Genomic DNA, 22,602 nt, shown 5'->3' with positions numbered 1-22,602 from the left:
CTCAGTCTCGAGCCGCTGCATGGCTACGGCATCGCCCGCCGGATCGAGCAGATCACCCGGAACGTGTTCAAGGTGAATCCCGGTTCCCTCCTCACGGCGCTGCAGCGGCTCGAACGGGCCGGGTTTGCCAGGGCCGAGTGGCGCCAGACCGAGAGCGCGCGGCGGGCCCGCTACTACTCCCTGACGCCCGCCGGACGCAAGCAGCTCGGCGAGGAAGCCGCCGATTGGAAGCGGCGCTCGGAGGCCGTCCTGCGCCTGCTCAAGGCCGAGGGCTGAGCGATGGCGCTCTGGCGACGGCTGACGCAGGGGCTCCGCGCGCTCGTCCGGTCAGGCCGGGTGGACGCCGACGTGGACGACGAGGTGGCGGACTACCTCGAACGGGCGGCCGCCGACCATGCCGCCCGGGGATTGTCCGCCGATGCCGCCCGACGCGCCGCCATCCTGGAGAACGGAACCGTCTTGACCATCCGTGAAGAAGTGCGCTCCTCAGGGTGGGAGCACCCGATCGAGACCACCCTGCAGGACGTTCGCTATGCGCTTCGGGGGCTCCGCCGGAATCCGGGCTTCACCCTGGCCGTCGTCGGGACACTGGCCCTCGGGCTCGGCGCGAGCACCGCGGTATACAGTGCGGTGCGGCCCATCCTGCTCGACCCCCTGCCCTTCCCGCAGGCCGACCAACTGGTCACGGTCGACGATCGAACCTCTGACGGGACGCCGCTGCCGGCGACGCTCGGCACCTTCGCCGAGGTGCGGGAGCGGAGTCACTCCTTCGCGTCGCTCGCCGCCACCGACGCGTGGCGGCCGTCGCTGACCGGAAGCGGCGACCCGGAGCTGCTGCCCGGGCAGGCGGTCACGTCCAATTACTTCACCCTGCTCGGCAGCACTCCGTCCGCGGGGCGTGGCTTCTCGCAAGCTGACGAGGTGCCTGGCGCACCGAAGGTGGTGATCATCAGCGACGGGCTCGCCAAGCGTCGCTTCGGCGGTGCCGGTGCCATCGTGGGCCAGACAATCCTGCTCGACGAAGACCCCGCGGTGGTCGTCGGCGTCATGCCGCCTGACTTTGCGAACCCGCTCGGGCCCACGGTGGACGTCTGGCGGCCGCTCCGGGAACAACCGACAGCCGACCTCCAGACCCGGATGTGGGGCCACCACTACCGCATCGTCGGGCGCCTCGCGCCAGCCGCATCCCCGGACGACGCGCACCGCGAGCTCCTCGCCATTGGCCAGGCCCCGCGGCCCGAATTCAGCCGGCCCGAGTGGGCCGATCTCTCGCAGGGCATGGTGGTCCGCCCGCTCCGGGAGGCAGTGACCGGGAGCATCCGGCCGGCGCTCGTTGCCATGATCGCGTCGGTCCTGCTGCTGCTCGCCATCGTCTCGGTCAACGTCGCCAACCTCCTGCTCGCCCGGGGCGCGCAGCGCCACGACGAGTTCGCGATGCGCCTGGCCCTGGGAGCAGGGCGCGCGCGCCTGCTCCGGCAACTGCTGACCGAGAGTCTGGCGCTCGCCCTCCTGGGTGGCGTCCTGGGGCTGATGATCGCTGCCGTGGGGGTAGGCGCACTGGTCGCCCTCAGCCCACCAGGATTGCCGCATGTGGAAGCGATCCGGCTGGACGCGTCGGTCCTTGCCTTCGCCTTCGCGCTCACCACGATCGTCGGGATCGTCGTCGGGGTTGCCCCAGCACTCGGCGCCATTCGCGCCGGGGCAACGGGCGGAGGGATGGGCGGCTCCCGGCGCACCACGGCGGGCCCAGGCCGCACGCGCCGGGTCCTGGTGGTCTCCGAGATTGCCCTCGCGCTGGTGCTCCTGGTGAGCTCCGGGCTCCTCTTCCGGAGCGGCCGGAGCCTGATGGCGGTGGACGCGGGGTTCGACCCGTCCCACCTGATCACATTGCAGGTCGTGGCGAGCGGTCACGAATTCGATTCCGATGCGGCACGATTGCAGTTCTATGCTCGGACGATCGAATCGGTGCGCACCCTGCCCGGGGTCACCACGGCGGCGTTCACGAGCCTCCTCCCGCTCTCCGGCGAAACCGACGAGTACGGCTACGAGGCGCAGTCGCTGCCCGAACTGCGCGCGGAGAACAGCGGAAGCGCGGCGCGCTACGCCGTGACCCCCGACTACTTCACCACGATGCAGATTCCCTTGCTGCGCGGGCGGCTCCTCGACGCCACCGATCGCCCCGGCGGGCCCGGCAGCCTGGTGCTGAGCGCCTCCTTTGCACGCCGCCTGTTCGGCGACAAGGATCCGATCGGCCAGCAGATGCGGTTCGGGCCCTCCGTCGGTCATGATGCGCCCTGGGGCACCGTGGTGGGAGTCGTCGGCGACGTCCGCCAATACTCGCTCGCCCTGGCGGCCCCCGACGCGTTCTATGTCGCCTCCGGGCAGTGGAATTGGACCGATCGCGTGGCGACGCTGATCGTGCAGTCGACCGGGGAGCCGACGGAGCTCGTGCCGGCGCTCCGGCATGCGGTCTGGGAGGTGAATCCGAACGTACCGATTCCGCGCGTCGAGACGATGACGGGCTACGTCCAGGCCTCCGCCGCCGACCGGCAGTTTGTGCGCTCCGCCATCGGAGTGTTCGCGGCCGCCGCCCTGCTCCTGGCCGCCATCGGGCTCTACGGCGTGATTTCCGGGAGCGTGACCGAACGGTACCGCGAAATCGGGATCCGCACCGCCCTGGGGGCGACACCTGCCAGCATCGTCGGCCAGGTCGTCCGGCGGGCACTTGGGCTGGCGCTGGTTGGGGCCGCCATCGGGGTGGCTGGTGCGGCCGTGGCCACTCGGCTCATCGAGTCCATGCTGTTCGGTGTAACCGCGCTCGACCCGCTGACGTACCTGGCCGTGATTGCGCTGCTCACCCTCGTGGCCGTCCTGGCCGCGTGGGCGCCGGCCAGGCGGGCATCAAGCGTGGACCCGATTGTCACCCTGCGCGCGGAGTGAGGTGCGACACCCCGCGCGCGCTCAGCGACGCATGCGTTCGTGGTCTGCTTCAGTTCCCCGACGGCATCGTCAGGTTGATGCCGTCCTTCGACAGCGACTGGCGCAGCCACTCGAACTGCTGGTACTTCGTGATCTCGATCGGCCCCGTGTAGACCTCGCTCTGCAGCTTCCGGGGCGGGTACTTGACGTAGCTCTTCATCAGGTCGCTGATGGCCTGGTTGAAGGTGACCAGCGTCCAGGTGTGCTCGGTGTAATTGTTCATGAAGACGTCGTACCGCTCCCGCGGATCCTGCCAGAGATCGAAGATCTGCGGCACGGTGGCCACGTACTCGTCGGCCCCTTCCAGCCAAGGTTGTCCACCGCGAGCGCGCTTTGGTGGCCTGCCCGTCGTCGCCCCGGAGGTTGTAGACCGCCTTGTAGTTGCCCACCCCGGCGGCGCCGGGCGACAGCTCATTCTCCGTGAAGAAGAACCAGCTCTTCCGCGCCCAGGTGCCGGAGCCAAAGAGCAGCGGGCTCATGTCAAGGTTGTCGAAGATGATCGGCTTGGGTTTCGCGATCGTTGGTGGGCAGGGTGGATGCCGGCCATTTTCGCGAACGTGGCCATGTAGTCGAGCCCACCCACGATGTCGGAGTTCCGGGTGCCGCCCTTGATCCCCTGGCCCCAGGCGATCGCCGGGGACACGGTTGGCGCCCTCGGGTGGACCGTCCCCTTGGTCCCGCGGAACGGCGTGTATCCGGCATCGTGTGGATGTCCTGCCAGGAGTGCCAATGTCGCTGGTCCAGAAGATGTAGGTGTTCTTCTCGAGGCTCCAGCTTCCGGTCTGATCCATGATGTCACTGATCCGCGCGTCGTTTCGCTCACCTGCACCGGCGCATACTTGGTCTTGGAGAGCGACTTGTGGACGACCCGCGCCGGTATACCGGTGCACCTTCGCGAAGTTGGACGTGGCTCATGAAGAACGGCGCGTCTTGGACTTCGCGCCTTCGAGGCATTCGATCGCCGCCTTCTCGACGTATTCGTCGAAGAATGATGCCGACGACACCTTCCCCGGGCGTGTTGACATACTGGCCGTTGATCTTGAAGCTCATGGGCGGGCTGTCCGGCCACGCCGGAGAGCGCACTTCCTTGGTCACCTTGTTGAACATGGCGCGCAGCTCGGGGCTCATATCAGAACCAGGTCGAATCGCCGTAGGTGTAGGCGTTCGGGCGGTACAGCCCCACGTAGCGCATTTCGTCGTATCCCTGGGCCGGGCAGCGCGTAGTCATCCTCACCGAGGTGCCACTTTGCCGGTAAAGAAGGTGTTGTACCCGCCGTCTTCAGCACGGGAGGCGAGCGTCCACTCGGCGGCCGGCAGCCCGCCGCCCCTGGCCCTGGAACGCCACGGTCATCCCGCTTCGGTTGGGAATGCGGCCGGTCTGGACCGCGGCCTGCCCGGGCGTGCAACTCGGCTGCAGAACGAGAGGAAGGTCATTCCTCGGCGGCCATCCGGTCGAGCGAGGAGTCGGCATCCTTGGTTCTCGCCGCTACCGTACGCGCCGGCGTCGCCGTAGCCGAAATCGTCAGAGAGAATGAGGATGAGCTATTGGGCCAAGGACGGCTTGCGCCCACAGCGCGGCGCGGTGAGCACCGGGCGGCAAGAAGGAGGTGGTTCGGAAAGAGCCGGCGCGGCCATGACATGGGTGCCTCCCTTGTGCGACTCGGGAGTTAATGTTCAGAAGGGGTGCGGCTTCTCCACGCGGAGAATGTGTGCCCCGATCGGAACCGGGCGGCGCTCTTGGGACACAAAAAACGCCCTGAAGCGGGGCGTTGAAGGAGTGGAGGGTGAGGCCTGGCCGGCGTCCCGTCGGCCGGGACCGACACGCTAGTCCGCGCGCAACGCCATGTTGGGATCCACCTGCGCAGCACGGCGCCGGAATCACGCTGGCCACGAGCGCATCAGCAGGAGCACCACCGCGACCCCGCCAAAGATCGGGACATCGTGTGGTGACGTCTCGAAGAGGAGCGGGGCCATCCACCGGCCGGCGGCTCATGCCACCAGAGCCCCAGCGCCACCGCCACAGTCGCCAGCCGCATCCTCGCCGACCACCATCCGGAGGATATCTTCCGCCGCCGCGGGCGCCGAGAGCCACCCGCACGCCGAGTTCGTGGCGACGCTGCAGCACCCAGGAAATCACGCTGTAGAGCCCCACGCGGCGAGCAGCAACGTATAACCCGCCAAACAACACCGTGAACATCGTCGCCCCCAGCGCAAACGCCCGCCGCTCCTGCCCCAATATCTGGTCCAGCGGCATCACAGTGATGTACGACGCCCCAGGCATGACCGGTGTCAGCGCGCGACGCACCCTCGGCCGCGGGCCGCGGCCGATCCCTGCACCCGCACGAAGAGACCACCCTTGATTCGGGCGCAATCTGGTCGGACCGGCCGGTAGTAGACCGGGGTGGGTTCGCCAGGCTGCTCGTCTTGATGTCCGCAGGTCCTGACCACGTACGTGCACGGCGCCGAGTCCGCGCCGACCCGCACACACTTGCCGATCGCCTCGTCCCCGGGCCATAGCAGATCCGCCATCGACTGGCTCGCGACCATGACACGTTGGGTTCCTTGGCGGTCGGCATCCTCAATCCCCCGCCCCCGCACGAGGGCGGTCCCCATCGTGGCGAAATAGTCCGGGGTGACGCCCTGGATTTCAAACCGGCCGAGCTTGTGGACCGAATCGATTCCGGCGACGAACAAGTCCTCGTCCCAGGTCCGCCAGAAGGGAACGGTCACCTGGCGAGACGCGTGCTCCACATCCGGCAGCGCGCTCGCCCTCGCCAGCAGGCGCTGGCGCAGTTGGAGCCCCTCCACCGAATCGAGCGCCACCTCCCGCATCTGCAGGTCGACGTACAGCACCCGCTCCGGATCGAAACCGAGCGGAGATGAGAGCCCGCTGCAGGCTGCGAACGAAGAGCCCGGCACCGACGAGCAGCACCACGGGAGAGTCCGACCTGGAGGACCAGCATCCCGGTGCGGAACCCCGAGCGCTGGTAGGTCCCTTCCCGCACGCCGGCCTTGAGGGCGTTCGCCACGTCCGAACGCCCCGCCTGCCACGCCGGAACGACGCCCGTGAGGAGACCCGCCACGAGCGCCAGCGCCACCGTCAGCCCGAGGATGCGCCCGTCGGTCAGCGCGCTTGACCGAGTCACATCAGTCAGAAGAGTGGCCCCCAGGATGCCACCACCAAACTGGGCCAGCAGGATGCCGGAAGCTCCGGCAACGCGAGCAGGAGGCTTCCACCAGGATCTGCCGTAGCAGTCGCGCACGGCTGACGCCGAGCGCCAATCTCACGGCGATTTCCCGACGCCGCCCAATGGTCCTGGCCAGCAGGAGGTTCCCGACGTTGCGCAAGCGATGAGCAGGACGACACCTGCCACACCCAGCAGCCACAGCGACACTTTGGCCGTGTTCGAACCAGTTGGGTCCGCCGGCGCGCTGCACCGGCCCCAGCACGGCGTGGGGCCGCACCACCTCGGCGGGGAGGGATGGCTGTTCCACCCGCCGCGCCTCAAAACTGCGAACAAACGCCGAGGACAGATCCGCGGTGGCCGCCTCGATGCTGACGCCAGGCCGCCGGCGGACCACCACTGCCAACCAGCCGTATCCGTAGCTGGTGGCCGCTCGGGTGTCGCCACCAAATTCCTCGCCGTAGGCACCCGCGGTGAGCGGGACGAAGGCCGCGGGCACCTCCAGGTCAAGGCCCGCAAAGCCGGCCGGCGCCACACCGATGATCGTATAGACGTGCCGCCCCAGCCGCAGCTCGTCGCCCACCACATCGCGACGACCGCCGAGGTGGCTCTGCCAGTACCCATAGCCCACCACCACGACCCGCGAGCGCTCAGGGAGCGAATCGTCCTCCGCATCGAAGAAGCGGCCCAGAACCGGCCGCGCGTCGAACAGCTGCCAGAAGTTCGCGCTCGCCGACATGACGGACAGTTCCTGGGCATCCGCTCCCGCACCTACCGCCCAGGGTGAGGAACTGTACGCCGCGATTTCGTCGAACGATCGAGTCCAGCGCTGGAGGTCGCGCAGGCGGGGGACGCTCGTATGCAGCTGAAACCGCTCGACCCCATCGAAGGTGCGGGCGAAGTAGGTGAGGTGCACATCGGCCGGGCGCGCCAGGTAGGCGGGTGGCCGGAGGAGCAAGCGGTCCACGATGCCGAACATCGTGGCATTGGCGCCGATGCCGAGGCCGAGGGTGAGCGTCACGGCCGCCGCGAAGCCGGGGCGGAGCCGCAGGCCGCGCAGCGCGTACCGAAGGTCCTGGACCAGCCCGGCCCACCACTCCCCACGTCGCTCCCCGATGGTGCGCGCCCGGTCGAGCGCCGTCAGCCCCTCACGGGTCGCGTCGATGTCACCGAATCGCCGTTCGGCCTCCGCACGGGCAGCGGCGGCATCCAGTCCCTCGGCCATGAGCGCCTCGATCGTCATCTGGAAGTGAAACCGGAGCTCGTCGTCGACCATCTTCGCCGCGTCCTCCGGCCGGTGGATTCGAAACATCCGGCGGAATCCGGGAAATGGACTCATCGGGATCTCCTCCGCTGTCTCGGGTCTCGTGGCGGTGCGGCCCGCACACCAGTTGGAGACCGGTGCGAACCTTGGCTTCCCATCAAATGTTAAGGGGAAGGGGTGCAGGAAGCAACCCAACCCGCCGCCTCTCCCCCACTGCGCCCCCGTCAGAGCAGCAGCAGCGCCGCCGCCCCCGCCGCCACGACCAGCCCGCCGATCAGTGCCGGCACCCGCCACCGCTTCCAGCCACTCCTGGGGACGGTCCCATATTCCCCGCTGATCACCGCCGGATCGTCCAGCATCCGGATCAGGTCGGCCGCAAACTTGGGGCGGTTGCGCGGCTCCTTCTGCAGGAGCTGGTCGATGACCCTGGAAAACGCCTGCGGCACGTCATACCGACGCGTCGCGACCGAGGGGGGCGTCTTCGTCACGTGCGAGGCCATGACCTGCTGCGGCGAGAGGCCCGCAAAGGGCGCCGTGCCCGTCAGCATCTCCCAGGCGACCACGCCGAGGGCGTACAAGTCGGCCCGGTGATCGGTGTTGGGATCGCCCGCCGCCTGCTCCGGCGCCATGTAGGCCGGCGTGCCGACCGCCAGCCCCGTGGCCGTGACCGCGGCCTGCGAGATGTTGTTCCCCGTCCGCCGCCGCCTCGGCGTCTGGGAGGCGTCAAGCGCCTTGGCCACGCCGAAGTCGGTCACCACCGCCGTGCCACCCGTCAGCATGATGTTGTCGGGCTTGATATCCCGGTGGATGACGTCGTTGGTGTGCGCGTACGAGAGGGCGCGCGCCACATCCTTGAGGACATTCACGGCCTCGCGGACCGACAGGGGGCCGCGGGCCAGGCGGCTGCGCAGCGATTCCCCGTCGATGAAGGGCATCACGAAGAAGGGCAGCCCGTCCACCTCGCCCGCGCTCAGCACCGGCACGATGTGCGGATGCTGGAGGCCGGCCGACACCAGGATTTCCCGCTTGAACCGCTCCATCGAAACGGCCGCGGCCAGGTCGGGCGGCAGCACCTTGATGACGACGGCCCGTTGCAGGGCGTTGTCCCGCGCCTTGTAGACGGTGGACATCCCCCCGCCGGTCAGCTCGTCCTCGAGCGTGAAGGCGGCGCCGAGCACCCCTTGCAGGGCGTCGCGCTGGGAGTTCGGGAGCTGGTCCACGGGTCGGCCTTTCTACTCGTACCGCAGGGCGCGCACAGGATCGAGCCGGGAGGCGCGGTAGGCCGGAATCAGCCCCGCGACCAACGCCACCAGGGCCAGCGCCACTGACGCCAGCACGAACACCATCGGGTCGCTCCCCTGCATCTGGAACAGCAGCGACTGCGCCACCCGGCCGATGCCGTAGGCCGCCAGCAGCCCGACGGCGCCGCCAATCAGGGTCATCTTCCCGACCTGCAGGAGGACCATCCCCCGCACCCGCGCCGGGTCGGCGCCCAGCGCCATCCGGACGCCGAACTCGCGGGTCCGCTGCGCCACCGTGTAGGCCAGCACCCCGTAGAGGCCGATGGCGGCCAGCAGCGTGGCCAGCAGCGCAAAGGCCGCCGAGAAGAGCGTCACGAAGCGGTCGAGGAAGACGTTGTCCCGGATCTGTTCCGGCATGGTGCGCAGTTCTTCCACCGGCAGGTTCTCGTCGAGCCCCTTGACCACTCGCGAGAGGACGGGCAGCAGGGTGCCCGGCTCCGCCTGGCTCTTCACGTAGAAGGACAGGGCGCCCACCCGCTCGTTCTGCATGTAGGGCGTGAAGAAGAGCGGCGGGATGTCGGTCTTGACGTTGCTGTACTTGGCGTCCTGCACCAGCCCGACGATCTCGATGTCGAGGCTGTCGTTGCCCTGGTCCATCCGGCGGCCGACCGGGTTGGCCCCGAGATTGAACTTCTTCGCGAACGCCTGGTTCACCACCGCCACCTTCGGCGCGCCGAGCACGTCGGAGCGGGTGAATTCGCGCCCGATGAGCACCGGGATGCCGACCGTCTCGAAGTACCCGGGCCCGACCATGTTGAAGCGCGAGTTGTTGTCGACGTCCGGGCCCTTGGGATAGCCCTCCACGCCGACGTCGTTGCCCCAGTTGCTCCCGCCGATCAGCGGCACCATGGCGGCCGAGACGCTCACCACCCCGGGGGTCTGCTCCAGTTCATCCGTGAGCCGCTGGAAGAACTGCCGGGAGCGCTCGGCCGGATAGCCGTTGAGCTCGGGGGAGACGCCGAAGGTGGCCACGTGGTCCACCTGCACGCCGAGGTCGAGCCGGGTCACGTTCATCAGGCTCTTCGTGAACAGCCCCGCCGAGGCGAGGAGCGCCAGCGCCAGGCCGATCTGCGCCGTGGCGAGGCCCGTCCGCCAGCGGGCCGCCGCCCGGCCGCCGGCGGGCTGCCCCCCCTGCTCGCGAATGGTCGCGATCAGGTCGGGCCGGGTGCCGTGCAGGGCGGGAAAGAGTCCGAAGAGCACCGACGTGACGATCGCCAGCAGGGCGGCGAAGGCGATGACCGTTCCGTCGAGATGGGGCACGAAGGTCGACGCCGAATCCTGCGGCATGATGGAGCTCATCCCGCGGAGGGTCAGGACGGCCACCCCGAGGCCCGCCAGGCCCCCCAGGACGCCGAGCATGATCGATTCGGTGAGCAGCTGCGACACCAGCTGCCACCGGGACCCGCCGATGGCCAGCCGCACCGCCATCTCCCCGGAGCGGGCGGCCCCGCGGGCCAGGAGGAGGTTGGAGATGTTGGCGCACGCGATGAGCAGCACCAGCAGGGTGATCCCGAAGAGCATGCTCAGCGGCGTGGAGGCCTCGGTGCGAACCGAGCTCTGACCCAGCGAACCGGGGGTCAGGACGATCGTCTTGGTGCGGAACTCCTGCATCGTCTTGTCGCTCATCCCCTGCTGGAGGGGGACTTCCACATTCTCGAGGATCGCAGTGTACTGGGGGTTGATGGACGCCGACGCCTGCTCGATCGACACGCCGGGCTTGAGCCGCCCGAAGAGGTACGCCCAGTAAGCCCGACGACGCTCCATCACCTCGTTCCCCCACCCGGGAATCATGGTCGCGCGCAGGGTGATCGGGACGAACACCCGCGGGGTGACACCGAGCGACGTGCTCTTGAACCCGCGGGGGGCCACCCCGATGATCTCGAGCGACTGGCCGTTGACGATGAGGGTCTTGGAGAGGACGTCGGGGTCGCCGCCAAGGGGGCCCTTCCAGTAGTCGTACGCCAGGACCGCCACCCGGCCGTCGCCGACCACGTCGGCGTCGTCCGGGCCGATCAGACGGCCCAGCGCCGGCACCAGCCCAAGCACCGGAAAGTAGGAGCCCGACACCAGGAGTCCCTCGCCGCTCAGCGTCTGGCCCTGTGCGGAGAGGTTTGCCCCGAAGCTCACGTGCGCCGCGATGTCGGTGAACACCTGCTGTTCCCGCTGGAGGTCGAGAAACATCGGGTAGGAGAAGACCTCGTCGCACTCGCCGATCTGACTGCACGACTGCGACCCCGGATTGGGCCCGGGAGCCTTGAAGTTGACCAGGCGCCCCGGCTCCACCACCGGCAGGGGCCTGAGGAGCATCTGGTCGACCAGGGAGAAGATGGCGGTGTTGGCCCCGATCCCGAGGGCCAGGGAGGCGACGGCGACCCCCGTCACGAAGGGGCTCTTCAGGAGATGACGGAGGGCCAGACGGATGTTGCCCAAGGGGGTGTCCTTTATGGGGTCAGTTCTATTAGACGAATGAGGTCCCCAAAAGGTTGCAAAACTGGACGTCCCCCCGTCGGCCCGCTAGTCTCCCCGGAGTGTCGTGGCCGGGTCGACCCTGATTGCCCGCGCCGTGGGCACGGCGCTCGCCCCCAGCCCGAGCGCCGCCACGAGCGCCACCACCATGGCCAGCACCGCCGGATCGGTCGGGCTCACCTCGAACAGCATCGACTCCAATACCCGCGTGCCCAGGAGCGCCCCGGCCAGCCCAATTACGACCCCCGCCCCGATCAGTCGGAACGACTGCCCGAGGATCAGCCCCCCGATCTGACGGATGCTGGCGCCCACTGCCATCCGGACTCCGATTTCGCGTTCCCGCTGCCCCACGACATAGGCGATGACGCCGTAGAGACCGACCACGCTCAACAGCAGTGCCATGAGCGCCGCAGCGCCGATCAGCATCAGCGTGAAGGTCCGGCGGGCCATCGATTCCGCCACCAGGTCGGTCACCGGCCTGGCCGGCGAGACGGGGACCGTCGGGTCGAGCTCGGACATGGCGTCCGCCACGATGCGCTGCACGGCGGCGGCACCCAGCGTCGGCGCCTTGACCACCAGGTGCATGTCGAGCGGCCAGTTGTTGGTCGGCGCGCTGTCCGGCGGCACGATCGCGAAGTAGGCGATCTCATCGGGGGCGGCGTCGAGGGAGGTCGCGTGCACCTCGCCCGTCACCCCGACCACCCGGTCCCAGTGGCCGTCGTCCCGACAACAGCGCATCTGCTGTCCGATGGGATCCTCGTCGGGCCAGAGGCGCCGCGCCAGCGCCGGCGAGATGACCACACCCCCAAGGTGCTGCGCCGCATCGGCCCAGTCGGGTGTGCGGCCCCGCACCGCGATGCCCATGGTCTCGAAGTAGCCGGGCGACGTGGCCATCGTCGCCACACAGCGGCCGCGGGCGGGCAGCTCGCCCACGGGGGCGGCGGTGACTCCGGTGCAGCCCTGATCTCCCGACAGCGGGAGCGCCTCCGCAAGACCGACCGATTGCACCCCGGGTACCTCGCCGAGGCGTTCCGCGAGCCGGCGATACAGCTCAGCCGGCGCATCGTAGCCGCGATACGCCGCCGGCGAGAGCGAGATGTCGAGGCCGATGACTCCGCGGGGCTCAAAGCCGGCGTCCACCGCGCGCAGACGCATGCCGCTCCGCAGGAGCACCCCCGCCCCCACCAGCAGGACAACCGTCACCGCCACCTGCGCGACGACGAGGATGCTGCGGAGCGCGGTGCGGGCGCGCGACGAGGTGAGCGTGCGCGAGCCCTCGCGAAGCACGAGGGCATTGGCGTTCGCGTGCGCGAGCGGGATGAGGCCCAGCGCCGCGCCGATCAACGATGCGACCCCGATGATCAGGGCAACGGTCTCCCATCCGAGATGCACCTCCGCCAGCCGCGGAAGCGTGTCCGCCGCCACGGCGGGGAGTCCGGCGAGCGCCAGGCTCGCCACGGCCGTCGCGAACAGCGCGGCGACAAGCGTGAGCACCAGTCCCTCGGTGACGAACTGCACCGCCAGGACTGACCGCGACGCACCCAGCGCCGTTCGCATCGCGATTTCACGCCGCAGCGAGTCCGACCGCGCCATCACGAGATTCACCACATTGACCACTGCGACGCCGAGCACCAGCCACACGGCCGCAAAGAGGATCCAGAGCGCCCGGGCCACCGCCGGCCCGACCACCTCGTCGCGCAACGGCGTCACCGAGGTCCGGAATCCGGACTCCCGGATCCAGTGGTTGGGATAGGCCGAGGGGAAGATCTCGTCCATGCGTGTCACGAGGGGGACGATCTGTGACTCGGCGTCGCTGGCCGTAAACCCCGAGCGCAGCCGCGCCACTGCGTTTCGCACATGATTGTTCTGTGGCGCCGCGGCCGGATCGATGTAGTCCGGCATCCAGATATCCACCCGCTGATCGGGCAGCGACGCGCCCGCCGGCGTGATCCCCACGACTTCACGCGGGGTGCCGTCCACGGTGAGCAGCCGCCCGATGATGCGTGGATCGCCGCCGAAGCGGCGCATCCAGTAGTCGTGACCCAGCACCACCACCGTGCCGCGACGCGGCAGGTTGTCCTCGGCGCGGAGGAGTCGCCCGAGTTCCGGCGTGATGCGGAGCGTCGAGAAGATGCTCGCGCTGACACTTGCGGCCCGGATTCGCTCGGCGTGGAACGAGCCCTCGCCGGCAATCGTGACCGCGGTGACCCGGTAGAGCGCCATGTCCTCGAAGGCGCGCACATTCTCCTTGTAGTAGGGAAGCTGGTGGCGCGCGATGCCCCACACACTGTTCAGCTTGGGCATCGGCGAGGCGAGCGACACCAGTTGCTCCGCCTCGGCATACGGCAAGGGCCGGAGCAACACCGCCTGCAGAAGGGTGAAGGCGATGGCCGCCGCGGCCAGACCCAGGCCGAGCGTGAGCACGGCTGGCAGTGTGAAGGCCGGCGTCCGGGCGAGCCGGCGGAGCGCCAGCCGGATTTCGTCCCGCAGGACTCGGAGGCGCTGGCTGGAGGTGCGACGTTCATGGATCCGCGCGTCGATGGTGCGGAGCTGTCCGCGCGTCGTGGCGACGTCGCCGAATTCCGAGGACGCCCTGGCGCGAGCGTCTGCAAGGGAGAGCCCTTCCGCCACCAGCGACTCCACCCGTTCCTCGAAGTGGAAGGCGAGTTCCTCGTCGATGTCGGAGGCGATGTCGGGACCGCTGAACCGGAGATAGCGGCGCCAGGCCGGCGTGGGGCGCGGCATCGGTCAGGCCCGTGCCGGGGCGGCCATCACATGCGCCACCGCGTTCACGTACCGCTCCCACCGGGTGGTGCGGAGCTGCAACTCGGCACGTCCCGCGGGCGTGAGTTCATAGAACCGGGCGCGCTTTCCCCGCTCAGAGGTGCCCCACTCCGCATCGGCCCACCCCTTTTCCTCCATCCGATGAAGCGAGGTGTAGAGCGCACCGTCCAGGATTCTGAAGGTGCCGTCGGAGTTGTCCTGGATCCACTGGGCAATCGCGTAACCATGCCTGGGACCATGACTTAGGGCGCGAAGGACGAGGACATCCAGGGTTCCCTGCAGCAAGTCGAGCTCGTCTGACATAGATACCTCAACAGGTTATACCATCAATGTTGAGGTATACGGGAATGCCCTGATTCTGGTTTCAGGCGCCGGGGCTGGCGGCCTGCGGAACATGCAGGCAGTGCCACGGTACCACGCGAAGCTCCATGCGTTCTTGCCACGACTTCGAGGTCTGCCTACTTTCGACGACCAGCGACCCATCCCCCCCCCTGGAGCAACCATTCATGAAAGCACCTCTCATCGCGCTCGCGCTCGCCGGTATGCTCAATGTTGCGACGGCGCAGGCGCAGGAGACCGCGAAATACAAGCAGGACATGAAGGCGGCATCGATTCCGGACAAGGTCGAGACCGTGGCCGGCACACTCGAGTTCTTCGACGGCGTCCCGGTTGGCAAGACGAACGACTTGGTCTATGACTATCTCGACCGCTCGCGCGGCCTCGGGGTCTACCTCGACAACCTCGGCGCAGTATCGATCTATGCCGTGCTCGCGGCGATTGCCGATCAGGGCGCCGACGCGCCCAACAAGATTGCCATCTGGGAACAGCTGATGGACTCCCGGACCCCGGTCATCACCTCCAATACGTCGACGATGTATGCCTATTCCGGCACCGACCTGGCCAACGACGGGCCGACGGTCATCGAGGTTCCGCCGGGCATGCTTGGCTTTCTCGACGACGGCTGGCAACGATTCGTCGGGAACATCGGCTTGGCCGGACCGGACAGGGGCAAGGGGGGCAAGTACCTCGTGTTGCCGCCGGGATACACCGGCGCCGTGCCTGAGGGATACTTCCTGCTGAAGCCGTCGACCAACAAGAATTTCCTCTTTCTGCGCGGCTCGATCAAGGATGGCCTGAAGGCCGCGGCCGACAATTTCAAGCAGGGCCTGCGGGTCTATCCGCTCAAGGATGCGGCCAATCCCGCGCCGACAGAGTTCATCAACATGTCGGGCAGGACATTCACCACCATCTTCCCGAGCGATTTCTCCTACTTCGAGCTTCTCAATACCATCGTGCAGGAAGAGCCGATCGACGCCATCGGGCCAGAGGTGCGCGGCTACCTGGCCGCCATCGGCATCGTCAAGGGCCAGCCGTTCAGTCCCGATGCCCGGATGAAGAACCTGCTGACGGAGGCGGCCACGCTCGGCAACGCCGCCGGTCGCTCCATCACGTACGACCCCCGGATCGGCGGGGTGTACATCTACCCCGGCACCGACCTCAACTGGGTCATGGGATACGCAAACAAGAACACCTCGTTTGAGGCCGACGGCGCCATGGGCCTCGATGCGCGGGTGCTCTTCTACTACAACGCCGGCGGGGTAACACCGGCCATGGCGCTGACGATTCCGGGAGCCGGCTCCGATTACGCCCTGGCCTTTCTGGATGCCGACAAGCAGCCATTCGACGGTTCCAAGACCTACCGGCTGCACCTGCCGCCCAACGTCCCTGTCAACGACTTCTGGGCCGTCACGCTCTACGACACCCAGACCCGCACCCAGCTGCAGACCAGTCAGCTCTTCCCGACCGTCGGCAGCCAGTCCAAGGGCATCAAGAAGAACGCCGACGGTTCGTACGACCTCTACTTCGCGCCGAAAGCCCCGGCGGGAGAGGCCGGCAACTGGCTGGCCACCAACCCCGGCAAGAGCTGGTTCGCGATCCTGCGCATGTATGGTCCGCTGGAGCCGTGGATCAACAAGACCTGGCGGCCAGGCAACATCGAGTTGGCGAAGTAGGCAACACGCTCGTGCGGTCCGATCCAGCGGAGTAGGCTCGCCCTACTCCGCACGGATCGCGACGGCGGGATCGATCCCCGCACTCCGCCTGGCCGGCCACCAGCTGGCCAGGAACCCCACCAGCAGCAGCAGTCCGACGGCGAACCCGAACGTCGCCGCGTCCCCCGGCTCCACGCCGTAGAGCAGCGCCCGCATCAGGCGGGTGCCCGCCACGGCGCCAACCCCGCCCACGACGATACCGATGCCGATGACCGCCATGGCGCCTCCCTGCACCAGGCGCTGCACGCGCGACGGCTCGGCGCCGAGGGCAATGCGAATCCCGATTTCGCGGGTCCGCTGGGCCACCGTGTACGACACCACGCCGTAGATTCCGAGCGCCGCCAGCAGGAGCGCCACGACGGCGAAGGAAGCCAGCACCACCATGGTGAAGCGCCGGTCGGCAATCGTGGACGCCAGCCGTTCCTGCATGGTGCGGAACTCCAGCGGCAGCGTCGGGTCGATGTCGTGTACCACCTTGGCCAGCATCGGCGCCAGCGCGGCGGGGTCCCCCGCCGTGCGCACCACCAGTTTCATGGAGCGCGTGCGGTAGGGGTTCTGCGAATAGGGATACCAGTAGGCCTCGCGTCGCTCGCCGGTGAGGGCGCCATGTGGAATGTCGGCGACCACGCCAATCACCGTCCCGTAGGGCTCCTCTCCCCCATCCATCCCGTACACCCGGAAGTGCTTGCCGATGGGATCCTCGCCGGGCCACTCGCGCTCGGCCAGTCCCTTGGTGACAATCACCACCCGCGGGGCACCAGCCCGGTCCCGGTCGTTGAAGGGCCGTCCGGCGAGCAGGGGAATGCCCATCGCCTCGAAGTATCTGGGGCTGGCGGTCCGGTAGATGGCGTAGCCGGTAAAGGGCCCCGCCGGCAGCGTCGGCTTCCCCTCCACCTGGATGGCGCCGCTCGGCTGATTTCCCTCGAGTGGCAATCGGTTGGTCACGCCGGCCGCCACCACCCCCGGTGCATCCGCCAGCGCCGCGAGCAGTCGATCGTGAAAGGCCACCGCCTGCTGCACATCCGGATAGCCGGCGTCCGGCAGGTCGAGGAGCGCGGTGATGACCCCCTCGGCGCGGAACCCGGGGTCGATGCGGGTGATGGCGGCGAAGGATCGGAGCAGGAGCCCCGAGCCGCAGAGCAGCATCACGGCCAGCGCCACTTCCACGGCCACCAGCGTGGACCAGAGCCGCCGGCTCTTCCGTGAACCGCTGTGCCGGGTGCCTTCGCGCATGGCCGTGGCCGGCCGTACCCCCGACATCCGCATGGCCGGGCACAAGCCGAACAGCACCGCCGTCAGCAGCGTGAGCAGCAGCGAGAACCCGAGCACGCGCAGGTCGAACGGCGCCCCCTCGATGGGCACCATCCCGGCGGGCGCCAGCAGGAGGAGGCCACGCTGCACCACCTGGGCAACGACGAGACCCGCTGCGCACCCGAGGAGCGCAATCAGCATGCTCTCGGTAAAGACCTGTCGGATCAGGCGGCCGCGGCCGGCCCCGATGGCGGCGCGGATGGCCAGTTCGTGCGCGCGCGCCGACCCGCGCACCAGCATGCTGCTGGCCAGGTTGGTGCACGCCGCGAGCAGGAGCAGTCCCGAGGCGCCGAGCAGGAGGTAGAGCGGCTCCTTGAGCGGCCCCGCCTCAAGCTCCCGCAGCGGCACCAAGGTGGCCCCGACGGCGTCGAAGTCGGGCAGGTACTGCTCCCGCATCGGCGCGGTGAGGGCGTCGAGCTCCCGGTCGCCATCCACCGGACGAAGCCCGGCTCTGAGCCGCGCCACGACGGAGAAGTTGTGCGCGGTACGGCTCTCGTTTCGGCCCCACAGGTTGATCGGGAACCAGAGGTCGCTCTCGTCGGGGAAACCGAAGCCCTGCGGCAGGACCCCCACGACCTGGAAGTCGAATTCGGCGCGGAGCCGCCGGCTGGCCAGGTCGTCGGTACCGCCGAGCCGGTCCCGCCAGAACCGGTAGCTGACCACCGCGACGGGAGGCGCCCCGACCTGGAATTCGTCGGGTGCCGGGAGGCGTCCCACCACCGGCTGCACCCGCATGACGCGGAAGAAGTCCTCCGACACCGCCGTGACGCGGACCCGCGAGGGGATGTCCGCGCCGAGGAGCGTGCCGATGCTCGTGTAGTAGGCGGCCATGCCGTCGAACGACCGCGCCTGCGCGCGCCAGTCGTCGAAGTTCGGTTCGGCGAGGTCGGAGGCTCCGCCGCGCTCACTCGTCTCGAACACCCGGACCAGCTGCTCGGGGTGGTCGTACGGCAGCGGGCGCAGGAGGACGCCGTTGACCACCGAGAAGATGGCGGTGTTGGCGCCAATGCCGAGTGCAAGGGTCAGCACCGCGCCAAGCGTGAAGGCGGGCGACCGGCGGAGGATGCGGAACCCAAAGCGCGCGTCGTGCATCAGGGCGCCGAACCACTCGTCCCGGCGCCGGCTGCGCCGGTCCCGGACGGTGATTTCGCGGCACTCGTCGGCAATGGCGGCCACGTCGCCGAACGCCCGGAGCGCCTCCGCGCGGGCATCCTCGGCGGTCCACCCCTCGGCCATCAATTCTTCCGTGCGAAACTCGATATGCTGCGCGAGCTCGCGCCGCACATCCTCGTCCACCGGCTTCTGGTTGGACAGCGGCAGGGGATCAGACGGCTTCCGGCGTGTCATGCGATCGCCCCGGTGGGGCGCGCCTCGAGGGCCCGGGTCATGGCCGATACGTATCGGCTCCAGGCGGTCACCTCCGCCTTGAGTTGCTGGCGCCCGCTCGCGGTCAGCGTATACACCTTCGCCTCGCGCCCGGTCGCGGTGGTCTGCCAGGCGGACTCGAGCAGCCCCTTCTCCTCCAGCCGGCGGAGCGCGGGGTAGAGCGCCCCCTCCTCGATGTGGAGCTCATCACCGGTGCACTGCTGGATCCAGCGTGAGATGGCGTACCCATGGCTGGGGCCCCAGCCGAGGGTCTTGAGGATCAGGACGTCGAGCGTGCCCTTGAGGAGGGTCATCGGTGGGTGGGCCACAGCAACCTCGGCGACGGGTGACTGTCTAATACCTTAGTATCTTATGTGTAGTAGACGCTCCAAGTCCCCAAAAGGTTTCCACCCCGACTATTGGAGAGGCTGGGGTCGGCTCACCGCCTGGTAGCTCCCCGACCGGAACGCCCCCGCCGTCTCCCGGAACTGCGGCGCCCTCGGCAACCGGAGGATGGCCCGGCACCCGGTCACGTCCCCCCGGTTCTCCAGCACCAGCGTCCCGCCATGCGCCTCGGCGATGCGCCGGGACAGCGCCAGCCCGATGCCTGAGCCCCCGGGCTTGGTGGTATAGAAGGGCACGAAGAGATTCTCCGTCCCCGCCAGCCCGCTCCCCTCGTCCTCCACCACCAGCTCCACCTCGTCCCGGCGGAGCTCCCATCGCACCTCGACCCCGCCTCCGGTGTCCGCCACCGCGTCCACCGCGTTCCGCACCAGGTTGATCAGGAGCTGGTCCAGCTGGTCGCGGTCGGCCATCACCTCGCCGTCCTGGCCCGGCGTGATGGTCACGGCAAGGCGCGCCTCCATCGTCACGACCCGCGACACCCATTCGGACACCGACATCGGCCGCAGGACTGGGCGGGGAAGCCGCGCGAGGCGGGCATAGGCGGCAATGAAGCGGCCCAGCGATTCGGCCCGCTGCTCGATGACCGAGAGCCCCTCGCGGAGATCGGCGTCGCTCTCGGGGTCGCGTGCGGTCCGATCGACCAGGGCCCGCAGCGACCCGGCAAAGCTCCGGATCGGCGCAAGCGAATTGTTGATCTCGTGCGAAAGCACACGAATGAGGCGCTGCCAGGCCTCGCGTTCCTCCGCCTGCAGCGCCCGGTGCACGTCCGTCAGCAGCACCAGCGTATGGGAGCGACCGTCCTGCCGGAATGAACTGCGACGCAGCTCCCATCGGTTGGCGTACGCGCCGCGCTGGTCGAGCACGCGCGGTGTTTCTCCCTCGAGGCAGTCGGCGAGACCGAGCGCCGAGGCGTGCCGCCCCACCAGCCGCTTGGCGGACTCGTCGAGGAGCCGCTCCCCGCCACGGTTCACGAACACCAGCGTGCCGGTGGCGTCGTCGAAGGTGAAGACGGCGGCGTCGATCTCCGCCATGACGGTCCGCACCAGTGCCGTCGCCTCGATGACGCCGAGCCGCTGCCCGCGGAGCAGGTCGGCGAGCGCGTTCGCCTCGAGGTAGAGCAGGCCGATGTCGTCGTCGGGATCGAGGGTCCGCGCGCGGAGGGAAAAATCCCCCTCCCGCATCGCGGCCAGGAGGTTGGAGATGGTCTGCAGCGGGCGGATGACGCGGGTGTGGAGGATGGTCAGGCCCGCGAACAGGCAGGCGAAGATGGCCAGCGTGGCGCTCCACTGCAGGCGCGGTTCATACGGCCCAAACCAGAGTAGCCCAAGCGCCACCACCACGGCGGGCAGGGCCGCCGCGGCCGCAATCGCCACCAGGCGTGAGGGCTGGGAGATCACGGCCTACTGCAGTCCGTACCGCTCCAGCCGCCGGTACATCGCGCTGCGGCTGAGCCCCAGTGCCTTGGCGGCCTCCGACACGTTGTGCCCCGTCCGTACCAGCGCCTTCTGGATCAGGACCTGCTCCACCTGCTCCAGGGTCATCTGGTCGAGCTGGACGCTCGCGCTCTCCTGCGGCGCCAGCGACAGGTCGCTCACGCGCAGCTGCACGCCGTCGGCCAGCAGCACGGCACGCTCGATGGCGTGGTCGAGCTCCCGGACGTTGCCGGGCCATCCGTAGCTCAGCACCATGGCCATCGCGTCGGGATCGAAACCCTGGATCGGCTTCCGATAGTGCGCCGCGTACTTGGCGAGGAAATAGGCGGCGAGATGGGGAATATCCTCGCGGCGGTCACGGAGGGCGGGAATCACGATCTCGACCGTGTTGAGCCGGTAGAGCAGGTCTTCCCGGAACCGGCCGGCCGCCACTTCACCGCGGATATCGGCGTTGGTTGCGCTGAACACGCGGGTGGCCACGGTCCTGGTCCGGGAGGAGCCAACCCGCTCGAACTCCCCGGTATTGAGCACCCGGAGGAGCTTGGCCTGCTGGCTGGGGGTGATGTTGGCAATCTCGTCGAGGAAGAGCGTGCCGCGATCCGCCAGCTCGAAGCGCCCGATGCGGTCGGTCTTCGCGTCGGTGAACGCCCCCTTGAGGTGTCCGAACAACTCGCTCTCGAACACCCCCTCGGAGAGCCCGCCGACGTTGACGGTTATCATCGGCCGGCCCGCGCGCTCACTGGCGGCATGCAGCCAGCGCGCGGCAATCTCCTTGCCGACGCCGTGCTCGCCAAGGATCAGCGCGTTGGCGTCGGACGGCGCCACCCGCTCCATCAGCCGGGCGGTGGCGCGCATCGCGGGCGATTCGGTCACGAGATCAGGAATGCCCGCGCCGCGCAGCGCCTGGTTTTCACCCTCGAGCCGCTGGCCCAGGCGCAGGGCGCGGCCCAGTTCCACCTGGGTGCGGAGCAGGGCGACGAGCCGGGTGTTGTCCCACGGCTTCTCGAGGTAGTCCCGCGCGCCCTGCCGCATCGCCTCCACGGCGCCCTCCACGCTGCCAAACGCCGTCATGACGACGACCGGGAGGGACGCATCGAGCTGACGGATCCGGGCGAGGATGTCGAGCCCTTCGCGGCCGGAGGTGGTGTCACGGGTGTAGTTGAGGTCCATCAGGAGGGCGTCGAATTCCGAGCGCTCCAGCGCGGCGAGCACGCCGGCGGGGGAGGCCGCCGTCTCGACCGCAAACCCCTCCTGCCGGAGGAGCAGGCGGAGGGCCTGCAGGATGTCCGCCTGGTCATCGGCGACGAGGATGCGGGGCGCTTGAGTTCCCATCAGGAAGGGAATCTACTCCGTCACGAGCCATCCGTCATTGAGGCGGACAATCCGGTCCCCATACTGGGCGTTCTCGTGGGAGTGGGTCACCTGGATGATCGTGGTGCCGGCGCGGTGGAGGGTCCGGAACAGCTCCATGATTTCGCGCCCCTGCTCGGAGTGGAGGTTGCCGGTCGGCTCGTCGGCCAGGAGCAGCGCCGGCTTGGCGATGACCGCGCGGGCCACGCCGACCAGCTGCTGCTGGCCGCCCGAAAGCTGGGACGGGAAGAGGTCCTTCTTCCCGACAATGTTGAACCGGTCCAGCGTGTCGGCCACGATGGCCTGACGTTCCTTCGACGGGACGTTCCGGTACCCGAGGGGCACGTCGAGATTTTCGGCGACCGTCAGGTCGTCGAGGAGGTGGTACTTCTGGAAGACGAACCCGATCGAGGCCCGCGCCAGGGCGTGCCGGTTCCTGGGCGACAACGCGTGCACCGCCTGGTCGTTGAACCAGAACTCTCCGCTGTGGTCGGCGTCGAGCATGCCGAGAATGGAGAGCAGCGTGGACTTGCCGGCGCCCGACGGACCCATGATGGTGACGAACTCACCGCGCGACACCGACATCGTGATCTGGCGGAGCAGGTAAGTCGGTGACGGTCGGGTGGGGACCGTCTTCTCGAGGTTGACGAGTCGGATCACGAGAATCCTGCCGGAGTAATGAGGAGTCGGAAATGTAGCCGCACGCGG

15 protein-coding genes are annotated in these 22,602 nt (G+C 68.7%); 3 read left to right on the top strand and 12 right to left on the bottom strand.

Features of this window, described 5'->3' with window-relative positions; translation table 11 throughout:
* A partial coding sequence (locus R2910_11010) for a PadR family transcriptional regulator (GenBank protein MEZ4413503.1) occupies window positions 1-276 on the top strand: 276 nt, incomplete at its 5' end.
* A gap of 3 nt (window positions 277-279) precedes the next feature.
* Window positions 280-2,940 (top strand): ABC transporter permease, encoded by a 2,661-nt coding sequence (locus R2910_11005; protein ID MEZ4413502.1) that lies wholly within the window; start codon window positions 280-282, stop codon window positions 2,938-2,940.
* A 49-nt stretch (window positions 2,941-2,989) separates the two neighbouring features.
* Here the strand turns inward: R2910_11005 and R2910_11000 are convergent, their stop codons facing one another.
* The 7 genes from R2910_11000 to R2910_10970 all read right to left on the bottom strand — a co-directional run bounded on the left by R2910_11000 (window position 2,990) and on the right by R2910_10970 (window position 14,282).
* The gene (locus R2910_11000; GenBank protein ID MEZ4413501.1) at window positions 2,990-3,265 is read right to left on the bottom strand and encodes a hypothetical protein; all 276 of its coding nucleotides are present in this window, start codon (window positions 3,263-3,265) and stop codon (window positions 2,990-2,992) included.
* 2,003 nt (window positions 3,266-5,268) lie between these two features.
* Window positions 5,269-5,898, bottom strand: a complete 630-nt coding sequence (locus tag R2910_10995) for an ABC transporter permease (protein MEZ4413500.1) — start codon at window positions 5,896-5,898, stop codon at window positions 5,269-5,271.
* Window positions 5,899-6,126: 228 nt separating this feature from the next.
* The gene (locus tag R2910_10990) at window positions 6,127-7,503 is read right to left on the bottom strand and encodes an ABC transporter permease (protein ID MEZ4413499.1); all 1,377 of its coding nucleotides are present in this window, start codon (window positions 7,501-7,503) and stop codon (window positions 6,127-6,129) included.
* 149 nt (window positions 7,504-7,652) lie between these two features.
* The gene (locus R2910_10985) at window positions 7,653-8,648 is read right to left on the bottom strand and encodes a serine/threonine-protein kinase (protein MEZ4413498.1); all 996 of its coding nucleotides are present in this window, start codon (window positions 8,646-8,648) and stop codon (window positions 7,653-7,655) included.
* Window positions 8,649-8,660: 12 nt separating this feature from the next.
* On the bottom strand, window positions 8,661-11,159 hold the full coding sequence (locus R2910_10980; protein MEZ4413497.1) for an ABC transporter permease: 2,499 nt from the start codon (window positions 11,157-11,159) through the stop codon (window positions 8,661-8,663).
* A gap of 84 nt (window positions 11,160-11,243) precedes the next feature.
* Window positions 11,244-13,940 carry an ADOP family duplicated permease gene (locus R2910_10975; GenBank protein MEZ4413496.1) on the bottom strand — a complete coding sequence of 899 codons (2,697 nt, stop codon included), beginning with the start codon at window positions 13,938-13,940 and terminating at the stop codon, window positions 11,244-11,246.
* Between the two features lie 3 nt (window positions 13,941-13,943).
* A complete protein-coding gene (locus tag R2910_10970) occupies window positions 13,944-14,282 on the bottom strand; it encodes a PadR family transcriptional regulator (protein MEZ4413495.1) in 339 nt (112 codons plus the stop codon).
* A gap of 203 nt (window positions 14,283-14,485) precedes the next feature.
* On the opposite strand from R2910_10970, the gene R2910_10965 reads away from it, so the two are divergent.
* Window positions 14,486-15,991, top strand: coding sequence for a DUF1254 domain-containing protein (locus R2910_10965; GenBank protein MEZ4413494.1), 1,506 nt, complete (start codon window positions 14,486-14,488; stop codon window positions 15,989-15,991).
* Between the two features lie 42 nt (window positions 15,992-16,033).
* Here R2910_10965 and R2910_10960 read toward each other — a convergent pair whose 3' ends face one another.
* The 5 genes from R2910_10960 to R2910_10940 form a co-directional block, all read right to left on the bottom strand.
* Window positions 16,034-18,688, bottom strand: coding sequence for an ABC transporter permease (locus R2910_10960; GenBank protein MEZ4413493.1), 2,655 nt, complete (start codon window positions 18,686-18,688; stop codon window positions 16,034-16,036).
* A complete protein-coding gene (locus R2910_10955; GenBank protein ID MEZ4413492.1) occupies window positions 18,685-19,035 on the bottom strand; it encodes a PadR family transcriptional regulator in 351 nt (116 codons plus the stop codon). The genes R2910_10960 and R2910_10955 overlap by 4 nt, the downstream gene beginning before the upstream one ends.
* An 87-nt stretch (window positions 19,036-19,122) precedes the next feature.
* Complete coding sequence (locus R2910_10950; GenBank protein ID MEZ4413491.1) at window positions 19,123-20,508, bottom strand: ATP-binding protein; 1,386 nt, start codon at window positions 20,506-20,508, stop codon at window positions 19,123-19,125.
* 3 nt (window positions 20,509-20,511) lie between these two features.
* The gene (locus R2910_10945; protein MEZ4413490.1) at window positions 20,512-21,876 is read right to left on the bottom strand and encodes a sigma-54 dependent transcriptional regulator; all 1,365 of its coding nucleotides are present in this window, start codon (window positions 21,874-21,876) and stop codon (window positions 20,512-20,514) included.
* A 12-nt stretch (window positions 21,877-21,888) separates the two neighbouring features.
* Window positions 21,889-22,554 carry an ABC transporter ATP-binding protein gene (locus tag R2910_10940; protein MEZ4413489.1) on the bottom strand — a complete coding sequence of 222 codons (666 nt, stop codon included), beginning with the start codon at window positions 22,552-22,554 and terminating at the stop codon, window positions 21,889-21,891.
* Window positions 22,555-22,602 lie beyond the last annotated feature (48 nt).

The organism is Gemmatimonadales bacterium (assembly GCA_041390145.1).
Classification (GTDB): Bacteria; Gemmatimonadota; Gemmatimonadetes; order Gemmatimonadales; family GWC2-71-9; genus SPDF01.
This window is presented reverse-complemented; position numbering and strand designations above follow the sequence as displayed.

What these genes read in the sequence shown, in the direction of transcription:
- R2910_10970 (MEZ4413495.1), bottom strand. Translation starts at nt 14,282, where the DNA reads ATGTCAGACGAGCTCGACTTGCTGCAGGGAACCCTGGATGTCCTCGTC.
- R2910_10945 (MEZ4413490.1), bottom strand. Translation starts at nt 21,876, where the DNA reads ATGGGAACTCAAGCGCCCCGCATCCTCGTCGCCGATGACCAGGCGGAC.
- R2910_10990 (MEZ4413499.1), bottom strand. Translation starts at nt 7,503, where the DNA reads ATGAGTCCATTTCCCGGATTCCGCCGGATGTTTCGAATCCACCGGCCG.
- R2910_10965 (MEZ4413494.1), top strand. Translation starts at nt 14,486, where the DNA reads ATGAAAGCACCTCTCATCGCGCTCGCGCTCGCCGGTATGCTCAATGTT.
- R2910_11005 (MEZ4413502.1), top strand. Translation starts at nt 280, where the DNA reads ATGGCGCTCTGGCGACGGCTGACGCAGGGGCTCCGCGCGCTCGTCCGG.
- R2910_10975 (MEZ4413496.1), bottom strand. Translation starts at nt 13,940, where the DNA reads ATGCCGCGCCCCACGCCGGCCTGGCGCCGCTATCTCCGGTTCAGCGGT.
- R2910_10960 (MEZ4413493.1), bottom strand. Translation starts at nt 18,688, where the DNA reads ATGACACGCCGGAAGCCGTCTGATCCCCTGCCGCTGTCCAACCAGAAG.